Annotated in this window: 16 protein-coding genes; 10 read left to right on the top strand and 6 right to left on the bottom strand. The window is 52.2% G+C overall.

Annotated features, from left to right (window positions below; all coding sequences use genetic code 11):
- The first annotated feature begins 353 nt into the window (after positions 1-353).
- The 5 genes from KIS77_22560 (at position 354) to lipA (ending at position 4,903) form a co-directional block, all read left to right on the top strand.
- Positions 354-956: a sigma-70 family RNA polymerase sigma factor gene (locus tag KIS77_22560; GenBank protein MCW5925116.1), complete on the top strand. Its 603-nt coding sequence runs from the start codon at positions 354-356 to the stop codon at positions 954-956.
- Positions 957-1,167: 211 nt separating this feature from the next.
- Positions 1,168-1,587 (top strand): hypothetical protein, encoded by a 420-nt coding sequence (locus KIS77_22555; GenBank protein ID MCW5925115.1) that lies wholly within the window; start codon positions 1,168-1,170, stop codon positions 1,585-1,587.
- 505 nt (positions 1,588-2,092) lie between these two features.
- The gene (locus KIS77_22550) at positions 2,093-2,953 is read left to right on the top strand and encodes a UDP-2,3-diacylglucosamine diphosphatase (protein MCW5925114.1); all 861 of its coding nucleotides are present in this window, start codon (positions 2,093-2,095) and stop codon (positions 2,951-2,953) included.
- Positions 2,954-3,264: 311 nt separating this feature from the next.
- A complete protein-coding gene (locus KIS77_22545; protein ID MCW5925113.1) occupies positions 3,265-3,903 on the top strand; it encodes a response regulator transcription factor in 639 nt (212 codons plus the stop codon).
- Positions 3,904-4,018: 115 nt separating this feature from the next.
- A complete protein-coding gene (gene lipA / locus KIS77_22540) occupies positions 4,019-4,903 on the top strand; it encodes a lipoyl synthase (GenBank protein MCW5925112.1) in 885 nt (294 codons plus the stop codon).
- Between the two features lie 26 nt (positions 4,904-4,929).
- Here the strand turns inward: lipA and KIS77_22535 are convergent, their stop codons facing one another.
- Positions 4,930-5,706 carry a hypothetical protein gene (locus KIS77_22535; GenBank protein ID MCW5925111.1) on the bottom strand — a complete coding sequence of 259 codons (777 nt, stop codon included), beginning with the start codon at positions 5,704-5,706 and terminating at the stop codon, positions 4,930-4,932.
- Between the two features lie 176 nt (positions 5,707-5,882).
- On the opposite strand from KIS77_22535, the gene KIS77_22530 reads away from it, so the two are divergent.
- The gene (locus KIS77_22530) at positions 5,883-6,521 is read left to right on the top strand and encodes a class I SAM-dependent methyltransferase (GenBank protein MCW5925110.1); all 639 of its coding nucleotides are present in this window, start codon (positions 5,883-5,885) and stop codon (positions 6,519-6,521) included.
- Between the two features lie 69 nt (positions 6,522-6,590).
- Positions 6,591-6,875, top strand: a complete 285-nt coding sequence (locus tag KIS77_22525) for an osmoprotectant transporter permease (protein MCW5925109.1) — start codon at positions 6,591-6,593, stop codon at positions 6,873-6,875.
- 248 nt (positions 6,876-7,123) lie between these two features.
- Here KIS77_22525 and KIS77_22520 read toward each other — a convergent pair whose 3' ends face one another.
- The gene (locus tag KIS77_22520; GenBank protein MCW5925108.1) at positions 7,124-7,753 is read right to left on the bottom strand and encodes a hypothetical protein; all 630 of its coding nucleotides are present in this window, start codon (positions 7,751-7,753) and stop codon (positions 7,124-7,126) included.
- Positions 7,754-8,036: 283 nt separating this feature from the next.
- Between KIS77_22520 and KIS77_22515 the strand changes: the two genes are divergently transcribed.
- Together KIS77_22515 and KIS77_22510 are read left to right on the top strand one after the other, a co-directional pair.
- Complete coding sequence (locus tag KIS77_22515) at positions 8,037-11,234, top strand: SusC/RagA family TonB-linked outer membrane protein (protein MCW5925107.1); 3,198 nt, start codon at positions 8,037-8,039, stop codon at positions 11,232-11,234.
- Between the two features lie 38 nt (positions 11,235-11,272).
- Complete coding sequence (locus KIS77_22510) at positions 11,273-12,664, top strand: SusD/RagB family nutrient-binding outer membrane lipoprotein (GenBank protein MCW5925106.1); 1,392 nt, start codon at positions 11,273-11,275, stop codon at positions 12,662-12,664.
- Positions 12,665-12,902: 238 nt separating this feature from the next.
- Here the strand turns inward: KIS77_22510 and KIS77_22505 are convergent, their stop codons facing one another.
- Positions 12,903-13,175 (bottom strand): hypothetical protein, encoded by a 273-nt coding sequence (locus KIS77_22505; GenBank protein MCW5925105.1) that lies wholly within the window; start codon positions 13,173-13,175, stop codon positions 12,903-12,905.
- Between the two features lie 745 nt (positions 13,176-13,920).
- Here KIS77_22505 and KIS77_22500 point away from each other — a divergent pair.
- Complete coding sequence (locus KIS77_22500; GenBank protein ID MCW5925104.1) at positions 13,921-16,356, top strand: ABC transporter permease; 2,436 nt, start codon at positions 13,921-13,923, stop codon at positions 16,354-16,356.
- A 57-nt stretch (positions 16,357-16,413) separates the two neighbouring features.
- On the opposite strand, the gene KIS77_22495 is transcribed toward KIS77_22500, so the two are convergent.
- From KIS77_22495 to KIS77_22485, 3 genes are all read right to left on the bottom strand, one after another.
- Positions 16,414-17,097: a DUF4956 domain-containing protein gene (locus KIS77_22495; GenBank protein MCW5925103.1), complete on the bottom strand. Its 684-nt coding sequence runs from the start codon at positions 17,095-17,097 to the stop codon at positions 16,414-16,416.
- Positions 17,098-17,353: 256 nt separating this feature from the next.
- A complete protein-coding gene (locus KIS77_22490; GenBank protein MCW5925102.1) occupies positions 17,354-18,112 on the bottom strand; it encodes a polyphosphate polymerase domain-containing protein in 759 nt (252 codons plus the stop codon).
- Position 18,113: 1 nt separating this feature from the next.
- Positions 18,114-19,169 (bottom strand): hypothetical protein, encoded by a 1,056-nt coding sequence (locus tag KIS77_22485; GenBank protein ID MCW5925101.1) that lies wholly within the window; start codon positions 19,167-19,169, stop codon positions 18,114-18,116.
- Positions 19,170-19,308: the final 139 nt, after the last annotated feature.

Below are 19,308 nucleotides of genomic sequence, written 5' to 3'. Positions count from 1 at the left end.
CACAAACCTCGGAGAGGTCAAATGTTGATAGAAACGCCCCATTTTCGCGGTGTTTACGGCCCCAGCGGGGTCGAATGTTGGTGACCTTTGCTGCGATAGACATTTGACCTCTCCGAGGTCGTGATAATTATCACAAAAACACACCATTTCTACCCATGTCAAACCTCTTCGAGGTCGGTTGTATTTTGATGCGTTTGCCCTAGGGGAGGAGGGGGGCTTGAGTTTTGGAAAGATGAAAAAAAAAGCCGATTGGGAACTTAATAAAGAACCACTTGTGTTGAAGCGAAATGTCGGCGAACTTTGCAGTACCCGACTCACTAAACCAATCACCAGCAATGGCAACTTTAACACTTATGGCCAACGAAACGGCACGAGCACGTCACAACCGTATCTTTGAGCGTGAGTTCTTCCCGCTCATGGATGCCGTTTATACTTTTGCTTATCGCTTAACCGGCGAAGCGGTGCAAGCAGAGGACCTCGTGCAGGAAGTTTATCTGAAAGCATGGCGCTTTGTGAGCCGCTATGAAGAAGGTACCAACGCCAAAGCATGGCTTTTCAGAATTTGCCGCAACGCTTTTATCAACGAGTATCGGAGCAAAAAAAGCCGCCCATACAAAGTTGACTATGAAGACATTGTTGTCTATCACAATGAAGACGACCCTGTCGCGCCACGCTATTTTGGCCTGCATGAGGAAATGGGCAACAAACTTATGGGCGATGAGGTGACCTTGGCCATCAATGCTTTGTCGCCAGCATTCCGCACTGTGGTGTTGCTGGACCTTGAAGATTTTACCTACGAGGAAATTGCGGCCATCCTTGAGATTCCGATTGGCACTGTTCGCTCGCGGTTGCACCGCGCTCGCAATGTGCTAGCGGAAAAATTGCGGGAATATGCCGAAGGGCAAGGCTATAATGTGCAAGATGACGAAAGTAATCAGGCAGATGTAGCCGCTTGATACACAAGGGGGTTTATCCAAGGTGGCTTAGCCATCCGAGATAAACCCTCATTTAATTTTATTCCTAAAAAATCACACTGTTCGCTCTTACAACTTTCCTGTATGTTTTTTCAACTTTACAGTTCACAAAACTAACATTTTCACAAGTCAACGTTTTTTTCACAAGAATGCACGGTTTTTGAATTGTGCCCACGCTCAAATTGAATTCGTTATGCAGTTCGTTAATTTTAAATGGCAATCAGTACATGGCAATCAACTGGGCGGCAACCAGTTGGCGGCGTACGGGTTGCCCGGCTACATATCGGTTCTTGAGAGCGTCAGCCATCTTGTGCGTAAAACGTTGGCACAAACCATTTTTAAGATGAAAAATCCTCGCAAGCAAAACAATGGCAACGCTGTCGGCACTGTGGTAAGAACCGGGATACCCTTCATTGCAGAAACAGATAATGATGGTGCCCTCCCGCGTTTCCCCGAACAACATCTATCCGAGAGCCCCTCACCACGGGAAATTCCTTTGCCTGAAGAAGAATCCTTCCGTACTTTCCTTAGCAGCAGGCTACCCAAACAAAAGGCCACTCAGGCCTTACGCGACAAAGTGCGAAGTACAATAGAGAAAAATGAAACTTTTTAATTGAGCCTGCACTTTCCTACCTTTCAATTCCTTTTTGCTTTTCCCACACATTTCGCCGGGGCAGATAAAATCGCTCCGGCGATTTTTTATGCCTTGATTTGTTGTGGTTTGTCGGATGACCGTGATGGATGTCCTTGTTGGCGGCGCGAGGTATGTCTGCCTCTAACCAAACACTTAATTTTAACTTCATATTGGCTTAACGCCCGCAACGCATCGTGCAGGGTACCTTTGTGCCAATAAAATCGTGAGAAAAGGCCGTGAAGGTCTACCCGCGCCAGAACATCCACAAGCCCATTCCACGCTCGGTCGCTCTTCATTCGCTCGGATTCTCTCCTTTTTTGCTTCAGGTTTCTATAGGAATGGGCTGCTTTCCTTGGCGCGGGAATTTTAAAACAAGTTTTTTGAAACATATCACTTGCAAAAAGCCTGAAGGCCTGTTCCTAAGGTTGTTAAGGCAGAGAAGACTATCAAAACACATTTGGAAAAACACTGCCCGACTTCAATGATGAAACGCGAACTTGATATTGTCGTTCTTTCGGACATTCACCTTGGCACTTACGGTTGCCATGCTCTTGAGTTGCACAACTACCTGAAGAGCATCGAGCCTCGTACCTTGATACTCAACGGCGACATTTTTGATATCTGGTATTTCAAGAAAAGTTATTTTCCCAAAGAACATCTCGAAGTGGTGCGCCGTATCATGAAGATGGCTGTAAACGGGACTAAGGTCTATTACCTAACTGGCAATCACGATGACTTGCTCCGCAAGTTCGGGGAGCTGTCGTTTGGCCTGTTTCACTTGCGCAACAAGCTGGTGTTTCAGGTGGATGGCAAGACGCACTGGGTGTTTCATGGGGATGTGTTCGACGCGAGTGTGCAACGTGCCCGCTGGCTTGCCAAACTCGGCGGAGAGGGCTACGATATGCTCATCCGAATCAATCGCACGATAAATGGGGTGCGCCGATTGTTTGGTTTTGCTCCCGTGTCGTTTTCTGCCAAAATCAAGAAAAGCGTGAAGGGCGCGGTAAAGTACATCAGCGATTTTGAGGACACGGCGATTGAGATTGCTTCTGAAAAGGACTACGACTGCGTTATCTGTGGTCATATCCATCAACCACAGATACGCGAGGTGGAGGCCACAAACGGAAAGAAAATCAAGTATTTGAACAGCGGCGATTGGGTGGAACATTTGACTGCCTTGGAATTTTCGGGCGGCGAATGGTCGCTTTACAAATACGACGAGGCCGAGTTTGAGGTGGTCAACCCACGTTTGAAGGTGGAAGAGCGAGAACCCAAAATCTATACCCTGCGCCGCGAGGAGGTAGTGCCTGAGCTGAACGGGATAGCGGCATTTGATGCGATTTAAAGGGTCATTAGGGGTCATTAAGAGTCATTAGGGGTCATTAGGGGTCATTAGGGGTCATTAGGGGGCATTAAGAGTCATTAGGGGGCATTATTGAAACTACTTCAATGATAGTAATTAGTCTCAATGACTGTCAATGACGATTTTTCGACAACCGGAGTGGACAGGTTACAGAACAATTGCGCTCCGGTTTGTTTTGATATTCATTCGCGCTGACTTCATACAACAGAGTTTATTTAGCCTGAAAAGGCCACGCGTGCATTCGCGTGGCTCTTTTTTTATCCCTACATTCGCCCCGTTCCAATTCTCGACGCTTGATACGAATTCTCATAACTGACGACCACGAACTGGTAGCCGAAAGGCTGAAACTCTTGCTGGGCAACGAGTCGGGTCTGCTCTGCGTCGCTCATGCCCGCAACGGGCAAGAAGCGCTTGATTATTTGGAAAAAGAAACCTGCGACGTGGTGTTGCTCGACATTGACATGCCAGTGCTGAATGGGTTGGATGCTTGTCTGGAAATGCAGCGCCGCTTCCCGGTGGTAAAAGTCATCGCGCTCACGATGTACAGCCAACCGAGTTTTATCCGCCAGATGATGAAAAATGGCGCCAGCGGCTTTATCGCGAAAAACACTTCCAAGCAAGAACTGGTGGAAGCCATCCAGACTGTATTGCGCGGCGAACGATACCTCAGCCGCTCGGCATCGCAGGTGTTGCTCGACGAGCTCCGGCAGCCGGAACGCCAGCCCACGGCTTTTATTCCCGAACTTACGAACCGCGAGCAGGAGGTGTTGCGCCTCATCTGCAAAGGCCAAACCACGGCAGAAATAGCGGCGGCATTGTTCGTCAGTCCATACACGCCTGAAACGCATCGGCGGCATTTGCTCTCCAAATTGGGTGTGCGCAACACAGCAGAATTGGTGCGGCTGGCATTGGAAAGGGGATTGGCGGATTGACTTTCCGATTAAGATTTTTTCCCCGCCCGTTTCGTACCTTTGCCAGACAAAACTTCCGGGCTTTTTCGCTGTTTCATTCTCCCGAAAAAATAACTTCTCGGATACCCTTCTCGTCATGCTCGAACTTCCCATCGTCGAAAATAAAACGGACGCAGCTTCCAAGCGTCAACGCCCCGACTGGCTCAAGGTGCGCCTGCCGATGGGCGAGAACTACCGCAACGTGCGCGGTATCGTGGACGAGTTCAAACTCCACACTATATGCCAAAGCGGGAGCTGCCCCAATATGGGTGAGTGTTGGGGGGCTGGCACCGCGACTTTTATGATTTTGGGCAATGTCTGCACCCGCTCTTGCTCCTTTTGTGCCGTCAAGACAGGCCGACCCACCGAATACGATGAGGATGAACCCCGCCGCGTGGCCGAAGCGATATGGCTCATGCAGGTGAAACACGCCGTCATCACCTCCGTCAATCGCGACGAGCTAAAAGACCGAGGCGCCGAAATCTGGTATCAGACCGTCAGGGCCGTGAAAGAACGCTGCCCCAAAACGACCATCGAAACGCTCATCCCTGACACGAAAGGCAACTGGGAGGCGCTGGAACGCATGATTTCGGCGGGGCAAGAGGTAGTGAGCCACAACATGGAAACTGTGCCGCGCCTCTATCGAAAAGTGCGCCCGCAAGCCAAGTACGAGCGCAGCCTCGAACAGATACGGCGCATCAAGCACCACGGCAAACGCACCAAAACTGGCATCATGGTCGGCCTCGGCGAAACACCCGAAGAAGTATATCAGACCATGGACGACCTCGTGGCGCACGGTTGCGATATTCTCACCATCGGCCAATATCTCCAACCCACCAAAATGCATTTGGAGGTGGCCGAGTTCATACACCCCGATTTATTCGCCGAATACAGGGAAATTGGCCTTCAAAAAGGCTTCAAGTATGTGGAGAGCGGGCCGCTGGTGCGGTCGAGCTATCATGCGGAGCGGCATGTTTTCTGAAAAAACAGGCCGTCAAAGAGGCGCCTTTATCGAACAACCGTGAACCGCTCCACCTCAAGACGCTTTTCCGATTGCACCCACAGCAGATAAAGGCCAGGTACGGGTTTTTCCAAAAAAACCTGTGCGCCTGCCACGCTGGTATTTTCAACCGAGTCTTTCCACACGGTGCGCCCCCCCATGTCCGTCACCCAGCATCTTGCCGTTGAGGGGGCATCGTGAACGGGCTGCATATTGCCGGGGCGTACCTCAAATTGGCCGTAATTGGGGTTGGGTACCACCTGCCAATTGTGCTCGGATGTGGTCGGTGTTGTCACGGTCGAATTGGCATCCACCCAGACGATGGTTTCGTTGGTGCAAATGGTGGAGACATCGTCGAAGGTGATGCAGGCGCGATTGAGTATCGTCTGCCCCGGCGACACAAAAGCATAAGGCTGCACGGAGAACAGGATATAGCCAATGGAGTTGGGGCCACCAGATGCGCTATCGGGCAAGTTGATATGCTCGAAGTACCAGCGGACCTCGCTTCCGCCCTCGCCTAACAATTGGAACTCGTGGCTGGCATCGAGGGTAAAAAACGAGTTCGGGTTGTAGCGCGGGTCGAGCGTGTCGCGTACCACCACATTGCGAGCGGTGTCGTTGCCAACATTTTGAAAACGAATAAGATACAACACCGGAGCATCTGCCGCGATGTCGTTGGGGGTTATCACCGGGTCGCCAATGACTTGTTTGTCATTTTGTGCGTGGAGTACATTAGCGACGGCAAACCCCACCCAGATGAGGGAGAAGAGACGAAGGCAAAGCATCTTTCGCAGAGCGTTTTGAGGCTCGTACGATTGTCGTTCGCGCAAGCCTCACGATTTGGTTGAAAAAAAGCAGCGAAAAGGGGGTGTCAGAAAGTCAAAGGGGCCATTCTTCATTTTACAGAACCCGAAGGTAGAAAAATTATCTTCGGCGCAATTATTTTTAACAAACTTGTCAAATGAACCTTCGCTGGCGCATTGCCCAATTTTTTGAAATTCGATGGTGGCAACGCTATCTTGGGAAACACGACAAATCGGCCTATTTGGATTGGAAACGCCATTATTGGCAGTCTTTTTTGGAAAAAAGCGGGCTTGTTGTTCCTCCCAACGCCGTCGTGCTTGATGTCGGCTGCGGCCCTGCGGGCATCTTCATGGTACTCGATTCCCGGACGGTGGACGCGCTCGACCCGCTGCTTGCTCGTTACGAAAAAAAACTCTCGCATTTCCGACGAGCCGACTATCCGCGGGTGCGCTTTTTCGATGCGCCGCTCGAAACATTCTTTCCCGAAAAACAATACGACTTCGTTCTTTGCCTCAACGCGCTCAATCACGTCGCCGACTTGCCACGTTGTCTCGAACGGCTGGCCGCGCTTGTCAAACCAAACGGTATTCTCGCGCTTTCCATTGACGCTCACCATCACGCATGGCTCAAACATCTCTTTCGCCTCGTGCCTGCTGACGTTTTGCACCCTCACCAATACGACTTGGCGGAATACCGCGCCATGCTCGAACGTCAGGGGTTCATTATCAAACAGACGTTGCTGGTGAAAAAAGGGTTGGTTTTTGATTATCAGTTGCTCGTGGCGGAAAATTCATAACATTGCGCTTATATTTCTTCAAAGCTCAACCTCTCGATATTCTCAACGCTTTCAACTGCTCCACTCATCATGACTTACTTCTGGATACTTTGGGGCTTCGTCGCCGTCATCGCCCTCGTGGTGCTCTACTTCTTCTTCATCGGTCTGGCCGACGGCTCGGTCTCTGCCACCAATATGGGCCTGTGGATGGCAATGTTGGGCGTGGTGGCCGCAATTTTGTTGGGCAGCTTGTGGCTCAAATCGCAGGAGCGTCTCGGCTTGGCCAAAGGCGTGTTATACATCCTCGCCGTGCCGGGATTTTTGTACCTGTTGTTCCTGTTGCTTGTAATCATCGGCAAGCCGAGGTGGAACTGAGATACTTAGAACCTGTATTAAAACCATCCGAGACCCAGCGTTGAATAAGCTTGGCATGACCGCTCATGGGAATTATACTTTATTATTGCTCCCAAAGCGGTCATGCCACACCTACTCACTCAATGGAGTTTTAAAACAGCTTCTTAGACATTTATTCAGTGCTGATTTCAAAACACCGCCTGAATAGCACACGTTTTCGGCGATTTGCCTCAACCCCTCATTCGCATGAGCTATTTCCCACACGTTCCTTACTTTCTGAATAATTGGTAGTGCAACAACCCCAATGCGATAAAAAAACCTGCGACGATATACCACACGGCTCGTTGAGGGTCGGTAGGAATCGCCAAAACACAGACAACAAGGAACACGCCAAGCCAGACCCAAACCTGTTTGCGCATAAGGGAGTCATCAAAATCCGATGGTGGCACATGAAGTTGGCTCTCGCGTGGCGACCACGGGACAAGCCTTCGATATTCCCACACTAACAAGTAAGTAGTTGCCAGAAACATCAAGAATGTCACCACTGGCGTGCCTTTGAAGCCTACCGACCAAGTGACGAGCCACACATTGATGATGATGGGATAAAACAACATCGCGCCCAATGCCGCGAACCGCTGCGTCATGAGCAGCAAGGCAGCCACCATTTGGCCCCAGCCGAGAAAATTCCAGTAAAACCCCGTTTGGTACATCACCTCGAAATAGTAACCCACCGGATTGCTGACCGGGATGAGGGTGAACCGTTCGCCCAATATCTTCGGCACGGAAGCAAACACAAACGCGCTGCCAATCAAATAGCGCAGATAGATGGTGAAAAGTTGGACGACACGAAACCGTTTGAGGCGTTCGATGAAGTTGACGAGCAAGTTCAGTATTTTCATGTTCAAAACTTTCCCGGAAAAACGGAAGCTGCTGTTTCGCTCCTGTTTTTTTCGGACAAACCCAATTCAGCTTCCGATAAGCACCTCTCGTGCGCAAAATGTTATGATTAAGCGGGTGATACTTTTGGTATAGGTGCTGATTTCAAACAAAAAATACATAGATATTAAGTTTGTGTAAAATTTTTATTGCCTCAAAATCACTACCAATCAATCGGCCATCTATCTTTACCTCGTCATTTTTAATCTGGATTTTCACATTTTCTCACCAAATCTCACTTTTTGTATGAAGCGACTACTCACAACCTTATGGTTGGTGCTCGCAGCTGTCACCATGACACTTGCACAGCGCGCCATCACTGGCACCGTCACCGGCGATGATGGCGAACCACTCATCGGCGCCACTGTTCGCGCCAAAGATGCCCCAGTCGGCACTCTGACGGATGGTTCCGGGCGTTTTGCCATCAACGTTCCGAACGAAACCACCACCCTTGTTTTCACCTACACAGGCTACAACGCTCAGGAGGTGCCCCTCGGGACCTCCAATGTGGTGGATGTGCTGATGATTTCAGGACTTGCACTGGAAGAAACCGTCGTCACGGCATTGGGCGTGACCCGCGAAAAAAAATCGCTGGCTTATTCCGTGCAACAATTGGAAGGCGACCAACTCCTCCAAGCCCGTGACCCCAACCTTGTGAACTCTCTTTCCGGCAAAATCGCTGGTGTCAACGTTATTAGCTCATCGGGCAACGTGGGTTCCTCCTCGCGTATCGTGATTCGTGGCAACACCTCTATCGGCAATGACAACCAACCCTTGTTTGTGGTGAACGGCATTCCGATGGACAACCGCAGCCCGAGCTCAGGCAACTCGCAGTACGGCGGGGTTGACTTCGGCAACGCCATTCAGGACATCAATCCCGACGACATCGAGAGCATCTCAGTGCTGAAAGGCCCGAACGCAGCGGCACTTTACGGCGCGCGTGGTGCCAATGGTGTGGTGATGATAACCACCAAGACAGGCAAAACGGCCAAAAAGGGCTTGGGTGTTTCTTACACAGGCGACATTGGTTTCTCCAACCCATTCCGTCTGCCCAAGTATCAGAACAAATTCGGACAAGGCCTTGGGCTACAATTTAGCTATGTGGATGGCACCGGCAACGGCCTGTACGATGGTTTCGACGAAAGCTGGGGGCCATCGTTCGACCCCAACATCAGCCAAAACGACGGCGTTGACAACGACGGCAACGGATTGGTGGACGAACCGGGCGAAGGGCAGTTCTTCGACCAATTCACCGGGAAACAACAGCCTTGGGTCGCCCGGCCCGACAACGTGCGGAACATCTTCGAGACAGGCATCGCATTCACGAACAGCGTCGCCATCACCGCCGCTGGCGACAAATCGCACGGGCGTTTTTCGTTTACCAATTTCGACCAAAAAGGCATGGTGCCCAACACAGATTTGAAGCGCAACATCTTCAACCTCGGGTTTGGGATGCAACTCAACGAGAAAATCTCTCTCGACGGCAACGCCACCTACACGGCGCTCCGCTCCGACAACCGTCCGGGCATCGGATACGCCGGCGACAACGTCCTGCAACAAACCATCTGGGTGGGTCGGCAGGTGGACTGGGACTATCTCCGTGCCAACTACAACAACCGCGACGAGTTTGGTAGAGTCGTGAACTGGAACCACAACTATCAGAACAACCCCTATTTCACACTCTACAACAACACCAAACCGCAGCGCCGCGACCGCACCAACGGCTTCATCGCGTTGAACTACCAGATACTCCCCTGGCTCAAAGCAATGGGCCGTGTAGGCACGGACTACTATAATGACAATCGGGAAATCCGCTACGAAAAGGAAACCACCGACTACCCGAACGGGTATTTCCAGACACTCAACTATGTGTTTCAGGAGACCAATACCGACTTCCTGCTCACCGCAGACAAGTATTTCTCCGATGCCTTCTCCATCACCGCGACGGTGGGCGCCGTGCGCCGCGAAGGGCGATTTAGCTCCAACACCACCACTGCCAACGCACTGGTGGTGCCGGGCCTGTTCAACTTCTCCAACGCCGACGGCGACGTGAACGTGAGCCAGCGCCTCGAACGCCTCCGCGTCAATTCACTATTGGGCAACATCTCTTTCGGCTTCTTCAACTTCATCTACCTTGATGTGGCAGGTCGAAACGACTGGTCGTCCACACTGCCCGCCGCCAACCGCAGCTATTTCTACCCTTCCACCAACCTTAGCCTTGTATTGTCGGAAAAACTGCGCATACCCGGCATCAATTACCTGAAACTGCGCGGGGGCTTTGCCGAAGCGGGCAAAGACACCGACCCTTACCGACTGTTGCCGACGTTCGCTCCCAATGCACCCTGGGGCGGGGTGCCATCCTACACCGTGCCCAATTCTTTGCCCAACAACAACTTAAAGCCCGAAAAAGCAAGGTCAATAGAGGCCGGTTTGGAATTGGCAGCCTTCAAAAACCGCCTGCGCTTGGATGTGACATACTACAACACGGACAACATCAACCAAATTATTGGTTTGAACGCATCCTCGACCACCGGTTTCTCCAGCCGTGTCACCAATGCAGGCACCATTAACAATAAAGGTGTGGAAGTGCAATTTGGCATCACTCCCATCAAAAGCAGAAACTTTACTTGGGACATTGACATCAACTGGGCGAAAAACACCTCATTGGTCAAAGACCTCGAAGTGGATGGAGAACGAGTGGACGAAATCACACTCAACACCAACTGGGGGCTTCGACTCGTGGCCCGTGAAGGCGAGCCTTACGGCGTGCTGGTGGGCCGTCGCGTGAAACGTGCTCCCGACGGTCAGCTCATCGTGAACCCCAATACTGGCAGACCAATGCTCGACGTGGATGCCAACGGCAACAACACCAACTTCGTGCTGGGCACCATCACACCCGATTGGGTAGGCGGCATCCGCAACTCATTTACTTGGAAAGGCCTCACGCTGAGCGGCTTGATAGATATGCGCCAAGGCTCCGACCTATTCTCCGTGACCTACATCTTTGGGCGCTACGCAGGCGTGCTGGAAGAATCGCTCGAAGGACGCAACACCTTGGATGAAATCAAGAACGGATACAACTTCGGCGGTGTGGTGGACAACGGCGACGGCACGTTCAAGCCCAACGAAAAACTGCAAAGCGCCGAGCAATGGAACGCAGACTTCTACAGCTTCCGCCACGACCGCGGCGTGTTTGATGCCTCGTTCATCAAACTCCGCGAACTGACGCTGGCCTACGACCTGCCGAAAGCCTGGTTCCAAAACACCTTCATCGGTGGGCTAAGGATAGCCGCTTATGGTCGCAACCTCGCATTGCTCAAGTCCAACGTGCCGCACATTGACCCCGAAACAGCGTTCGACAACAGCACGGCTATGCAAGGCATCGAGTTCGGACAGCTGCCGTCGGCGCGGACTTACGGCCTGACCATCAACGCCAACTTCTAAAACCCCACCTCCTTTTTTCACAAAAAAATTCACACGACATGAAAAATATAAAAATCTGGTTGATGCTCGCAGTCATCGTGCTTTCCAGCGGCTGCGACAAAGACTTTGATGCCATCAATACCAACCCAAACCTCCCTGAAAACGTGCCCCTCACCAATGTCCTGATTTCGGGCATCTCGCAAGGCGTGCGCCGCACGCACGGTGCCAGTATGAACATGACCTACGCCGGGCTATGGGCACAGCATTACGCCAAAATCCAGTACATTGACGAGGACTACTACGATTTCCGGCCTGATGCTTTCGATGCTCACTGGCAAGGGCTGTACACAGGCCCGCTCGCCGACTTGCAAGCCATTCTCGACAGAGCGCCCAACCCGAGCAATATGTACGCGGCAGCACTGACGATGAAGTGCTACTACTTTTCCATTATCACCGACATGTGGGGCAACGTGCCCTACACGGAGGCACTCAATTTGGAAAGAGCCGTGAAGCCCAAGTACGACACACAAGCCGACATCTACGCTGGCTTGGTAGCGGATCTGAAAACGGCTGCCAATATGTTCGGCCAATCTGATGCACTCGGAGTGGGCGACATCATATACGGGGGCGACACGGGAAAATGGAAAAAATTCGCCAACTCCCTTCGCGCACGCCTGCTTAACCGCGCCAAGCACAAAAACGCTGCCTTCGCCACCGAGCTGCAAGCACTGCTCAACAACCCCGCCGACTTGATTGCCAGCAACAGCGAAAACGCCCGCATCACCTACCCAGATGCCACCGTCAACTCAAACCCCATATACTCGAACAAGTACAACGATGGCCGCAACGACCACGCCGTGTCAAAAACACTCGTTGACCTAATGGCGACCGACCCGCGCCTGCCAGTATATGCAGAAGTCAACAACGCTGGCATTTATGTCGGGCAACCCAATGGCACCGTCGAGCCCAATCCATTCTCGGCAGTGTCCTCAATCGGGAAAGCCTTCCGCGACAACCCGGCAGCACCATCTTGGCTGATGACCTACTCGGAAGTCCTGTTCATCATCGCAGAGGCCAAAAATGACAAGCAGGCCTACTTGGATGCCATCGCTGCCTCCTGTGCGCAGCATGGCATCACCGCCGATTCCGATTTTCTTAATGCAGCGGGTGCCCAATATGACACAGACCCACTACCCGCGGTCATCACCCAAAAATGGATTGCGCTGTTTGGGAATGGCTGTGAGGCGTATTCAGAATTCCGCCGCACCGGCTTCCCCTCCACCGTCGTAGAGGTGCCGGGCAGCATCCACCCCGGCAAAGGCGTGCCACGTCGCTTTGGCTATCCTGTCAGCGAAACGGGCAACAACAAAGCCAACCTTGAAAGCGCCATCCAAGCCCAAAACATTGACAACACCGGGCTTTTTGGCAATAAAATGTGGTGGGCGCTGTAAAATAGGCTTGTTGCGGTGGAGGGCTTTGAGTGAAGGGGATTGTCATTTTTTCGACTGGCAAGGCAAATTTTGCAGTCGAAATCAGGCATATTCGGCGAAAAATTTGACGAAGCCAGTCGGAAAAAGAGCTTTCCCTTCGCCAAAGGCCTCCACCGCAACAAGTCTAAAGATACGCGAGCGAACAAAAACGGCCCGAGAGATACTCCTCAGCCGCTCATTGGTTGCCTCGGTTTCGACTTCAGTCTTTGATGCGCGTGTGAAAAACGCCGTTTGAAAAAACGATGCTGTCGGGGGCGTTCCAAGCGCCCGGTAAGTCCTTGCGTCGCCAGAGAATCATGTTGAATTTCCCTTTGATTTCCGTCGTGTTCTCATTGTAGTCGGTTATCTCCAAATAGCTGGTTGAGTCGTTATCGGCAATCTTGTAGAAATCGTAAAGCTGGTCGTCGTAGCCGTTCGCGTACAAAGCCCCAACCAATGAATCATCGGGTGGTTGATTGCTCGTAAGAGTCAACTTGTATATTCCAATTTCAGTTGGAACTTTGTAAAAGCCAAGGGTCTCGAGCCATATGCCTTGTTCATCAAATACGTCAACGATGATTTCAATTTTTGATTCCGCAAAATTGCTCTCAGGTGCTTTGATCTTTCCACTCCAATTGCTGCTGTTTTTTAAAGCCGATATTTCGCCCCAGTACCGACTTTCTCCCTCTTTATCACAAGAAAGTAATGCAAGGGTAATGGCGAGAAAAGTAGCATAAACTTTTGTGTACGACATGGCTTTAAGGGAGTTTAGTGAGCAATGGTTACTTTTTTCACTTGGGTTTTAGCGCCGGAGGTCGCCCTAAGCAGGTAAGTGCCAGTTGGGAAATCTGATGTTGGGGGGACAAGCTGTGTTTTTCATAAATCGGAAAGATTGAACTTGGTGAAAGATATTGAGTGAGGAATTTGCCTTGACGAGGGATTAAAAATTACGATGCTCTAAAAGTACGCATCTTCTTTTTATTGTGGGCGTGTTTTTTGGGTATTAACGTTTGGCCTTTTTCGCCCTGCTTGGTGTTTTGAATGCGCGGGAGCGCAAGACCCGCGCGCGATATGAAGAGCACACACCCCCAATGTCCGAAATCGAACGCTCTTGTTCGGTTTCGGGCATTTTTATTTTGGCCAAATGCTGTGCTAAGTTCTGATTGTCAATAAATTGGGATAGCGGCACAGGGATTGGGTGTTTGACATTTTTCCAAAGACAAAAACCTAAGCATAATATGCTTTCGACCTATCTAAAACTTGCCCTTCGCAACCTTTCCAACAACCGGCTCTACTCGGCCATCAATATTCTCGGTCTGGCCGTAGGCATCGCCGCGTGTCTGCTCATTTTTCGCATCGTACACTACGAGCTGAGTTTCAACAAACACTTCCGTCACTACGACCGCATCGTGCGCGTGGTGACGGAAGTGCACAGCCCCACCGAAGGCACTGGCTACACGACGGGCATCCCCATCCCGGCTATGGATGCCATCCAAACCACGGTGCCACAATTCGAGCAATATGCACGCATCAAGGAAATCTGGCCCACCATCACCGTGCCGGATGCAACGGGCGGCACGACCACCCGCAAATTCAACACGGACGACCAACACGAATTGGGCATTTTCGCGGAGCCTGCTTTTTTCAAAATTTTTGATTGGCAGTGGTTGGCTGGCGACCCCGAAACGGCGCTCGACGAGCCCGGCTATGTGGTGCTGACGCAGAAAATGGCGGAAAAATGCTTCGACACTTGGCAGGCCGCACTCGGCAAAACACTCCTCATGGACAACGCCGTGCTGCTCACGGTGAAGGGCGTGGTGGCCAACGCGCCCGACAACACCAACTTCCCCTTCCATTTGATGGCATCGTACGAAACCCTGAAAAAGAACACGAACAGGTACTTCTACGGCAATGATTGGGGCAGCACCAGCAGCAACGACCAAGTCTTCGCCTTGCTGCACGACGCAGGGCAGTTGGCGGCAGCTGGCGAAGTGTTGGCCACCGTCGGTCAAGCAGAGTACAAAAAGGAGAACCCCAATTTTAGCAAGAAGCATCGGCTGCAACGGCTCGCCGACCTGCACTACGACGACCGTTTTGGCATCAACGGCAGCCATGTCATCAGCAAAAGCCGCCTATGGGTGCTGTCGCTGGTGGGGGTGCTGATTCTCGTCATGGCCTGTTTCAATTTTATCAATTTGGCAACGGCCTTAGCTGCGCGACGGGCGAGAGAGGTGGGTGTGCGCAAAACACTCGGCGGCAATCACAGCCAATTAGTGCGGCAGTTCATGGGCGAGACCACGCTGATTGTGTTCATCGCGGTGGCGTTGGGAGCGGTGTTGGCATCCTTGTCGGTGCCGATGCTGAAGCATATTTCGGAAGTGCCGTCCTCGCAGCCGTTCTTTTCCAATCTGGCGGTCTGGGCTTTCCTTGCGGTAGTGTTGGTCGTGGTGAGTTTTTGCTCTGGATTTTATCCCGCATTGGTGTTGGCTGGCTTCAACCCCATCAAAGCCCTGAAAAACAACACCAATCCCAGTGGAGCTGGTGGCGGCTCCCTCCGCAAATCATTGGTCGTATTGCAGTTCGCCATCGCACAGGCATTGATTATCGGCACGCTCGTCACCATTAGCCAATTGGACTACATCCGCAAGATGGATTTGGGCTTCCAGCCGGACTTGGTCTATACCGTCCAAGTGGACAACGACTCCATCAGCAGACCGCGTTTTGAGACTTTCAAACAAAAACTGCTGCAACTGCCCGGCGTGGAGTCGGTGAGCCTCGGCAACGACCCGCCCGCTTCCAGCAACTATTGGCAAAGCAATTTCGCCTTGGGGCGAGGCGCGGACGACGCGCTGTTCAACACTTCGATAAAATACTGCGACCCCGACTATTTCAAGACTTATAGCCTGCAACTGGAAACCGGGCGCATTCTTCAGCCCAGCGACACCATGCGGGAAGTGGTGGTCAATCAGACCCTGCTGCGAAAACTCGGCATACAGGATGCCAACGAGGTGTTGGGCAAGGAACTCCGCCTCGGCGGAAGCAAGTGGCTGGAGGTGGTGGGTGTGGTGAAAGATTTCAATTCGCACTCGCTGCACCAAACGCTGGAACCCATCGTGATGCTTACCCGCAAGGAATTCTACAACGTGGCGGGGGCAAAAATCCGCCCCGAAAACATGACTGCCACCGTCGCCGCCATCCAAAAAACGTTCGATGAGACCTTCCCCGAACAAGTGTACGACGGAGCCTTTCTGGACGAGTCCATAGCCGATTTTTATCGCAGTGAGCAACGTTTTTCCTTGACGTGCAAGGGCTTCGCGGTGCTGGCGATTTTCATCTCTTGTTTGGGCTTGTTTGGGCTGGCCTCGCTGATAGCCGTGCAAAAGACCAAGGAAATCGGCATTCGCAAGGTGCTGGGCGCGTCGGTCGGTTCGGTGGTAGGGCTGCTGAGCCGCGACTTTTTGCTCTTGGTGCTGGTCGCTTTTGTCGTGGCCGCGCCAGTAGCTTGGTGGGGCATGAGCAGCTGGCTGCAGGATTTTGCGTTTCGGGTGAGCATCGGGTGGGGCTTGTTTGCCATCACGGGCGTTTTGGCGCTGATGGTGGCGATGGTGGCCATCAGTTTTCAAGCGTTGCGGGCGGCACTGGTCAACCCCGTGGAATCGCTGCGCAGCGAGTGAGGATGGTTTTTCTGCCTTTGTTGATCTCCTCTCACCGACACGCGCCCGCAACCAGCCTCACATCGTGGGCGGATTGTAATCGTCCTCGTCAAAAAAGACATTGACCTGCTGCACGCCGGGAGTCTGGCGGAGAGCGCGTACCATCTCCTCTGTTTTTCGCGCATCGCGGAGCGTGATGTGGTAGTTGCTCTCTGTGAGGTCTTCGAGTCCGATGTTTTTCAAACTGACCAATTTCAGACTTCGGCAAAAACGGGCGAGGGGTTGCGAAAGGTCATTTTGCTCGGACGAGTGGTGAATGATTTGCAATAAAAAATGTCTCCGGCGGGGCGCGCCAAAATGCGTGAACGTGAGCGCAATCACCACCAAACCTGCCATCAAAGTACCCGAAATGGCTACCGCGCTTAGCCCTACCCCACAGGCCATGCCGAGCGCGAGCGACAAGAAGATGAACACCAAGTCCATCGTGTCGCGGATGGCGGTGCGAAAGCGTATGATGGACATGGCACCCACCAGCCCAAAAGCCCGCGCAATGTTGTTGCCGATTACCATGACCACAATAGCCGCTATAATGCTCAAGAGCACCAACGAATTGACGAACGTGACCGAGTAGGACGGCCCCCTGTATGTGAGCCGATACACTATCGAGAGCAGCAGCCCGCAAATCAGCGACACCAACAGATTGGCCAACACGTCGGTGGACGAGGTGGGGAACACGGACAGGTTTTGATATACTTCAATCATCGTTTAGGACGAGGGAGGCGATTTGCGATTTACGATTTGCGATTTACGATTTGCGATTTACGATTTGCGATTTGCGATTTGCGATTTACGATTTGCGATTTGCGATTTACGATTTACGATTTGCGATTTACGATTTGCGATTTGCGATTTGCGATTTACGATTTGCGATTTACGATTTACGATTTACGATTTGCGATTTGCGATTTGCGATTTACGATTTTGCGATTTTGCGATTTACGATTTGCGATTTGCGATTTTACAAAAATGCGCTTTTGGCGAAAGCATCGTTGAAGCGACTGGGCTTGATGAATGGGTTGGCGTTGATAGCTCCCACATATTTGGAGGCCGGTTCCTTGCGCAGTTGAAAATCCTCCAACATGGGTTTTATCCAAGCAGGGCAATAGCGGTTGAATTTTACTTCCATGATGAAAAAGCCGGGAAAGGCAAACTGTGTCCCCGATTCGTGAAACAACTTTTCCACCGAGGGATAGGCAACGCTGCGCAGGTGCAAATCGAACGTAAGCCGGAAGTCGTTTTCCGGGTTGAAATGAATGCCGAGGTATGGCTCACGCTCGTAAATCACATTCACTACTGGGCGCAGGTTGCGGCTCAAAATCTGGTAAAAAAAACGGCGGGCATTGTCCGGGTCGCTCAGCACATCGTGAAGCCCATCGAGCGGCTGCCTTTTGAATAGCTGCAACACGGCTCGGTAAGGCGCTTCGCAACGGTTTTTCAGGATGGGGCTTTCGTACTTGCGCTTTATTTCCATGAAAACACGACTCGACGCATCGCCCCGGTTGTAGCCCCGCAGCCGCACTTTCATGCGGTGGGCCACGCCATCCACTTTGGTGTGGTACATCTCAAAACCCGGCGTGTCGAAGTAAATGCTGCGCACCGTGTACCGCCCATCCGGCTGCATGGCGGCAAAGCCATCGGGACGCAGAAAAGGCAACACCGCGCCACGCAGCGACTCGTATTGCTCGACCGGGACTAAGTATTTGAATTCGTAACGCATCTTACCATTTGAATTTCAATATCCGCCGCAGATACGCTCGCTGATTGATTTTTCCGAAATCAACGCGGCACAACGCGGAGACACCCGTGCTCAATCGGGTCTGAAGACTGTCAGGCTTTACAATGGCCGTCAGGACGGAGACTTGCCGATTGTCGAGCACCTCCACTCTGTTTCCCTTATAAAGCAGCTGAGCCGTGTAGCTGCGCTGCGTCTGCACGTCGGTCACGGTGAGCGTGGCCTGAGCATTGAGATAGGGCAAATACTCGGTCTTCACGGGGATTTGCACCACATATTCGCCCGCCTCCTCCACGATGAGCTGCTCGTCGGGGGGCAGGTTCACCGGCACTACCCAACCGGAAAAAGGCGAGCGCAACACAAAGGCCAAGCCTTTCCGGCGCAGTATGTCCAAACGATTGCGCAGGCCGCGCAATTGCGCCTGCGTGACCCCCACTTGCTCGACCTTGATGCCCGTTCGCATATTTTCCAGATACTGACGGGCTATTTCGACCTGTATTCGGGCCAAATTATAGGCGTTTTCCGCCTCTTGATATTCGATGAACGCGATGAGTTGTTGTTCCCAAAGCGGTTTTTTTATGTTGAATATCTTCTCTTTCTGCACCAAGTCTTGCTCGGCAAAATGCAGGCGTCTTTCGGCCTCCTCCACAATAGGCGGCTTTTCGCCGGTGGTATCGGATTGCAGCTGCGCCCCGTACAGGGCGAGTTGCGCCTCTATTTGCTGAATTTCCTCGCTTTGCCGAATGGAATACATCCGCACGACGGTGTCGCCGGCGGCGATGAATCGTTGGGGAGGCAGGTCGAAACGCAAGCCCGCGATGTCGCCTTGGTCAAATTGGTAGGCATCAATCTGGTGGGTCGCTCCGATGCGATGGTCGCGGACGATAGAAGTGATGCGCCCCGTGCGGTCTTGCAGCACTACCCACTCGCGGGCGGGATGGACACGCCCGATGCTCTCCGCCGTGAAGGGGATTTCGATAGGCAGCCAAAGCGCGGCCATTAAAACGCCGATAATGATTAACCCGCCAAGCAGCCGTTTCAAATCGCTGAAAGATGTGGTTGAAAAGTTAGGAAACAGAGGAGCCTTGCCGCGCCTTTTCGCTTGCCAACACCGCTGCCAACGTTGGGTTCAGATGCTCGACTGAATGACAGCGCGCAATCACATTGAACACCGGCGGCAG

This window comes from Saprospiraceae bacterium (assembly GCA_026129545.1).
In the GTDB taxonomy this organism is placed as follows: domain Bacteria; phylum Bacteroidota; class Bacteroidia; order Chitinophagales; family Saprospiraceae; genus M3007.
Note: the sequence above shows the minus strand (reverse complement) of the source record. Positions and strands in the feature narration are given on the sequence as shown.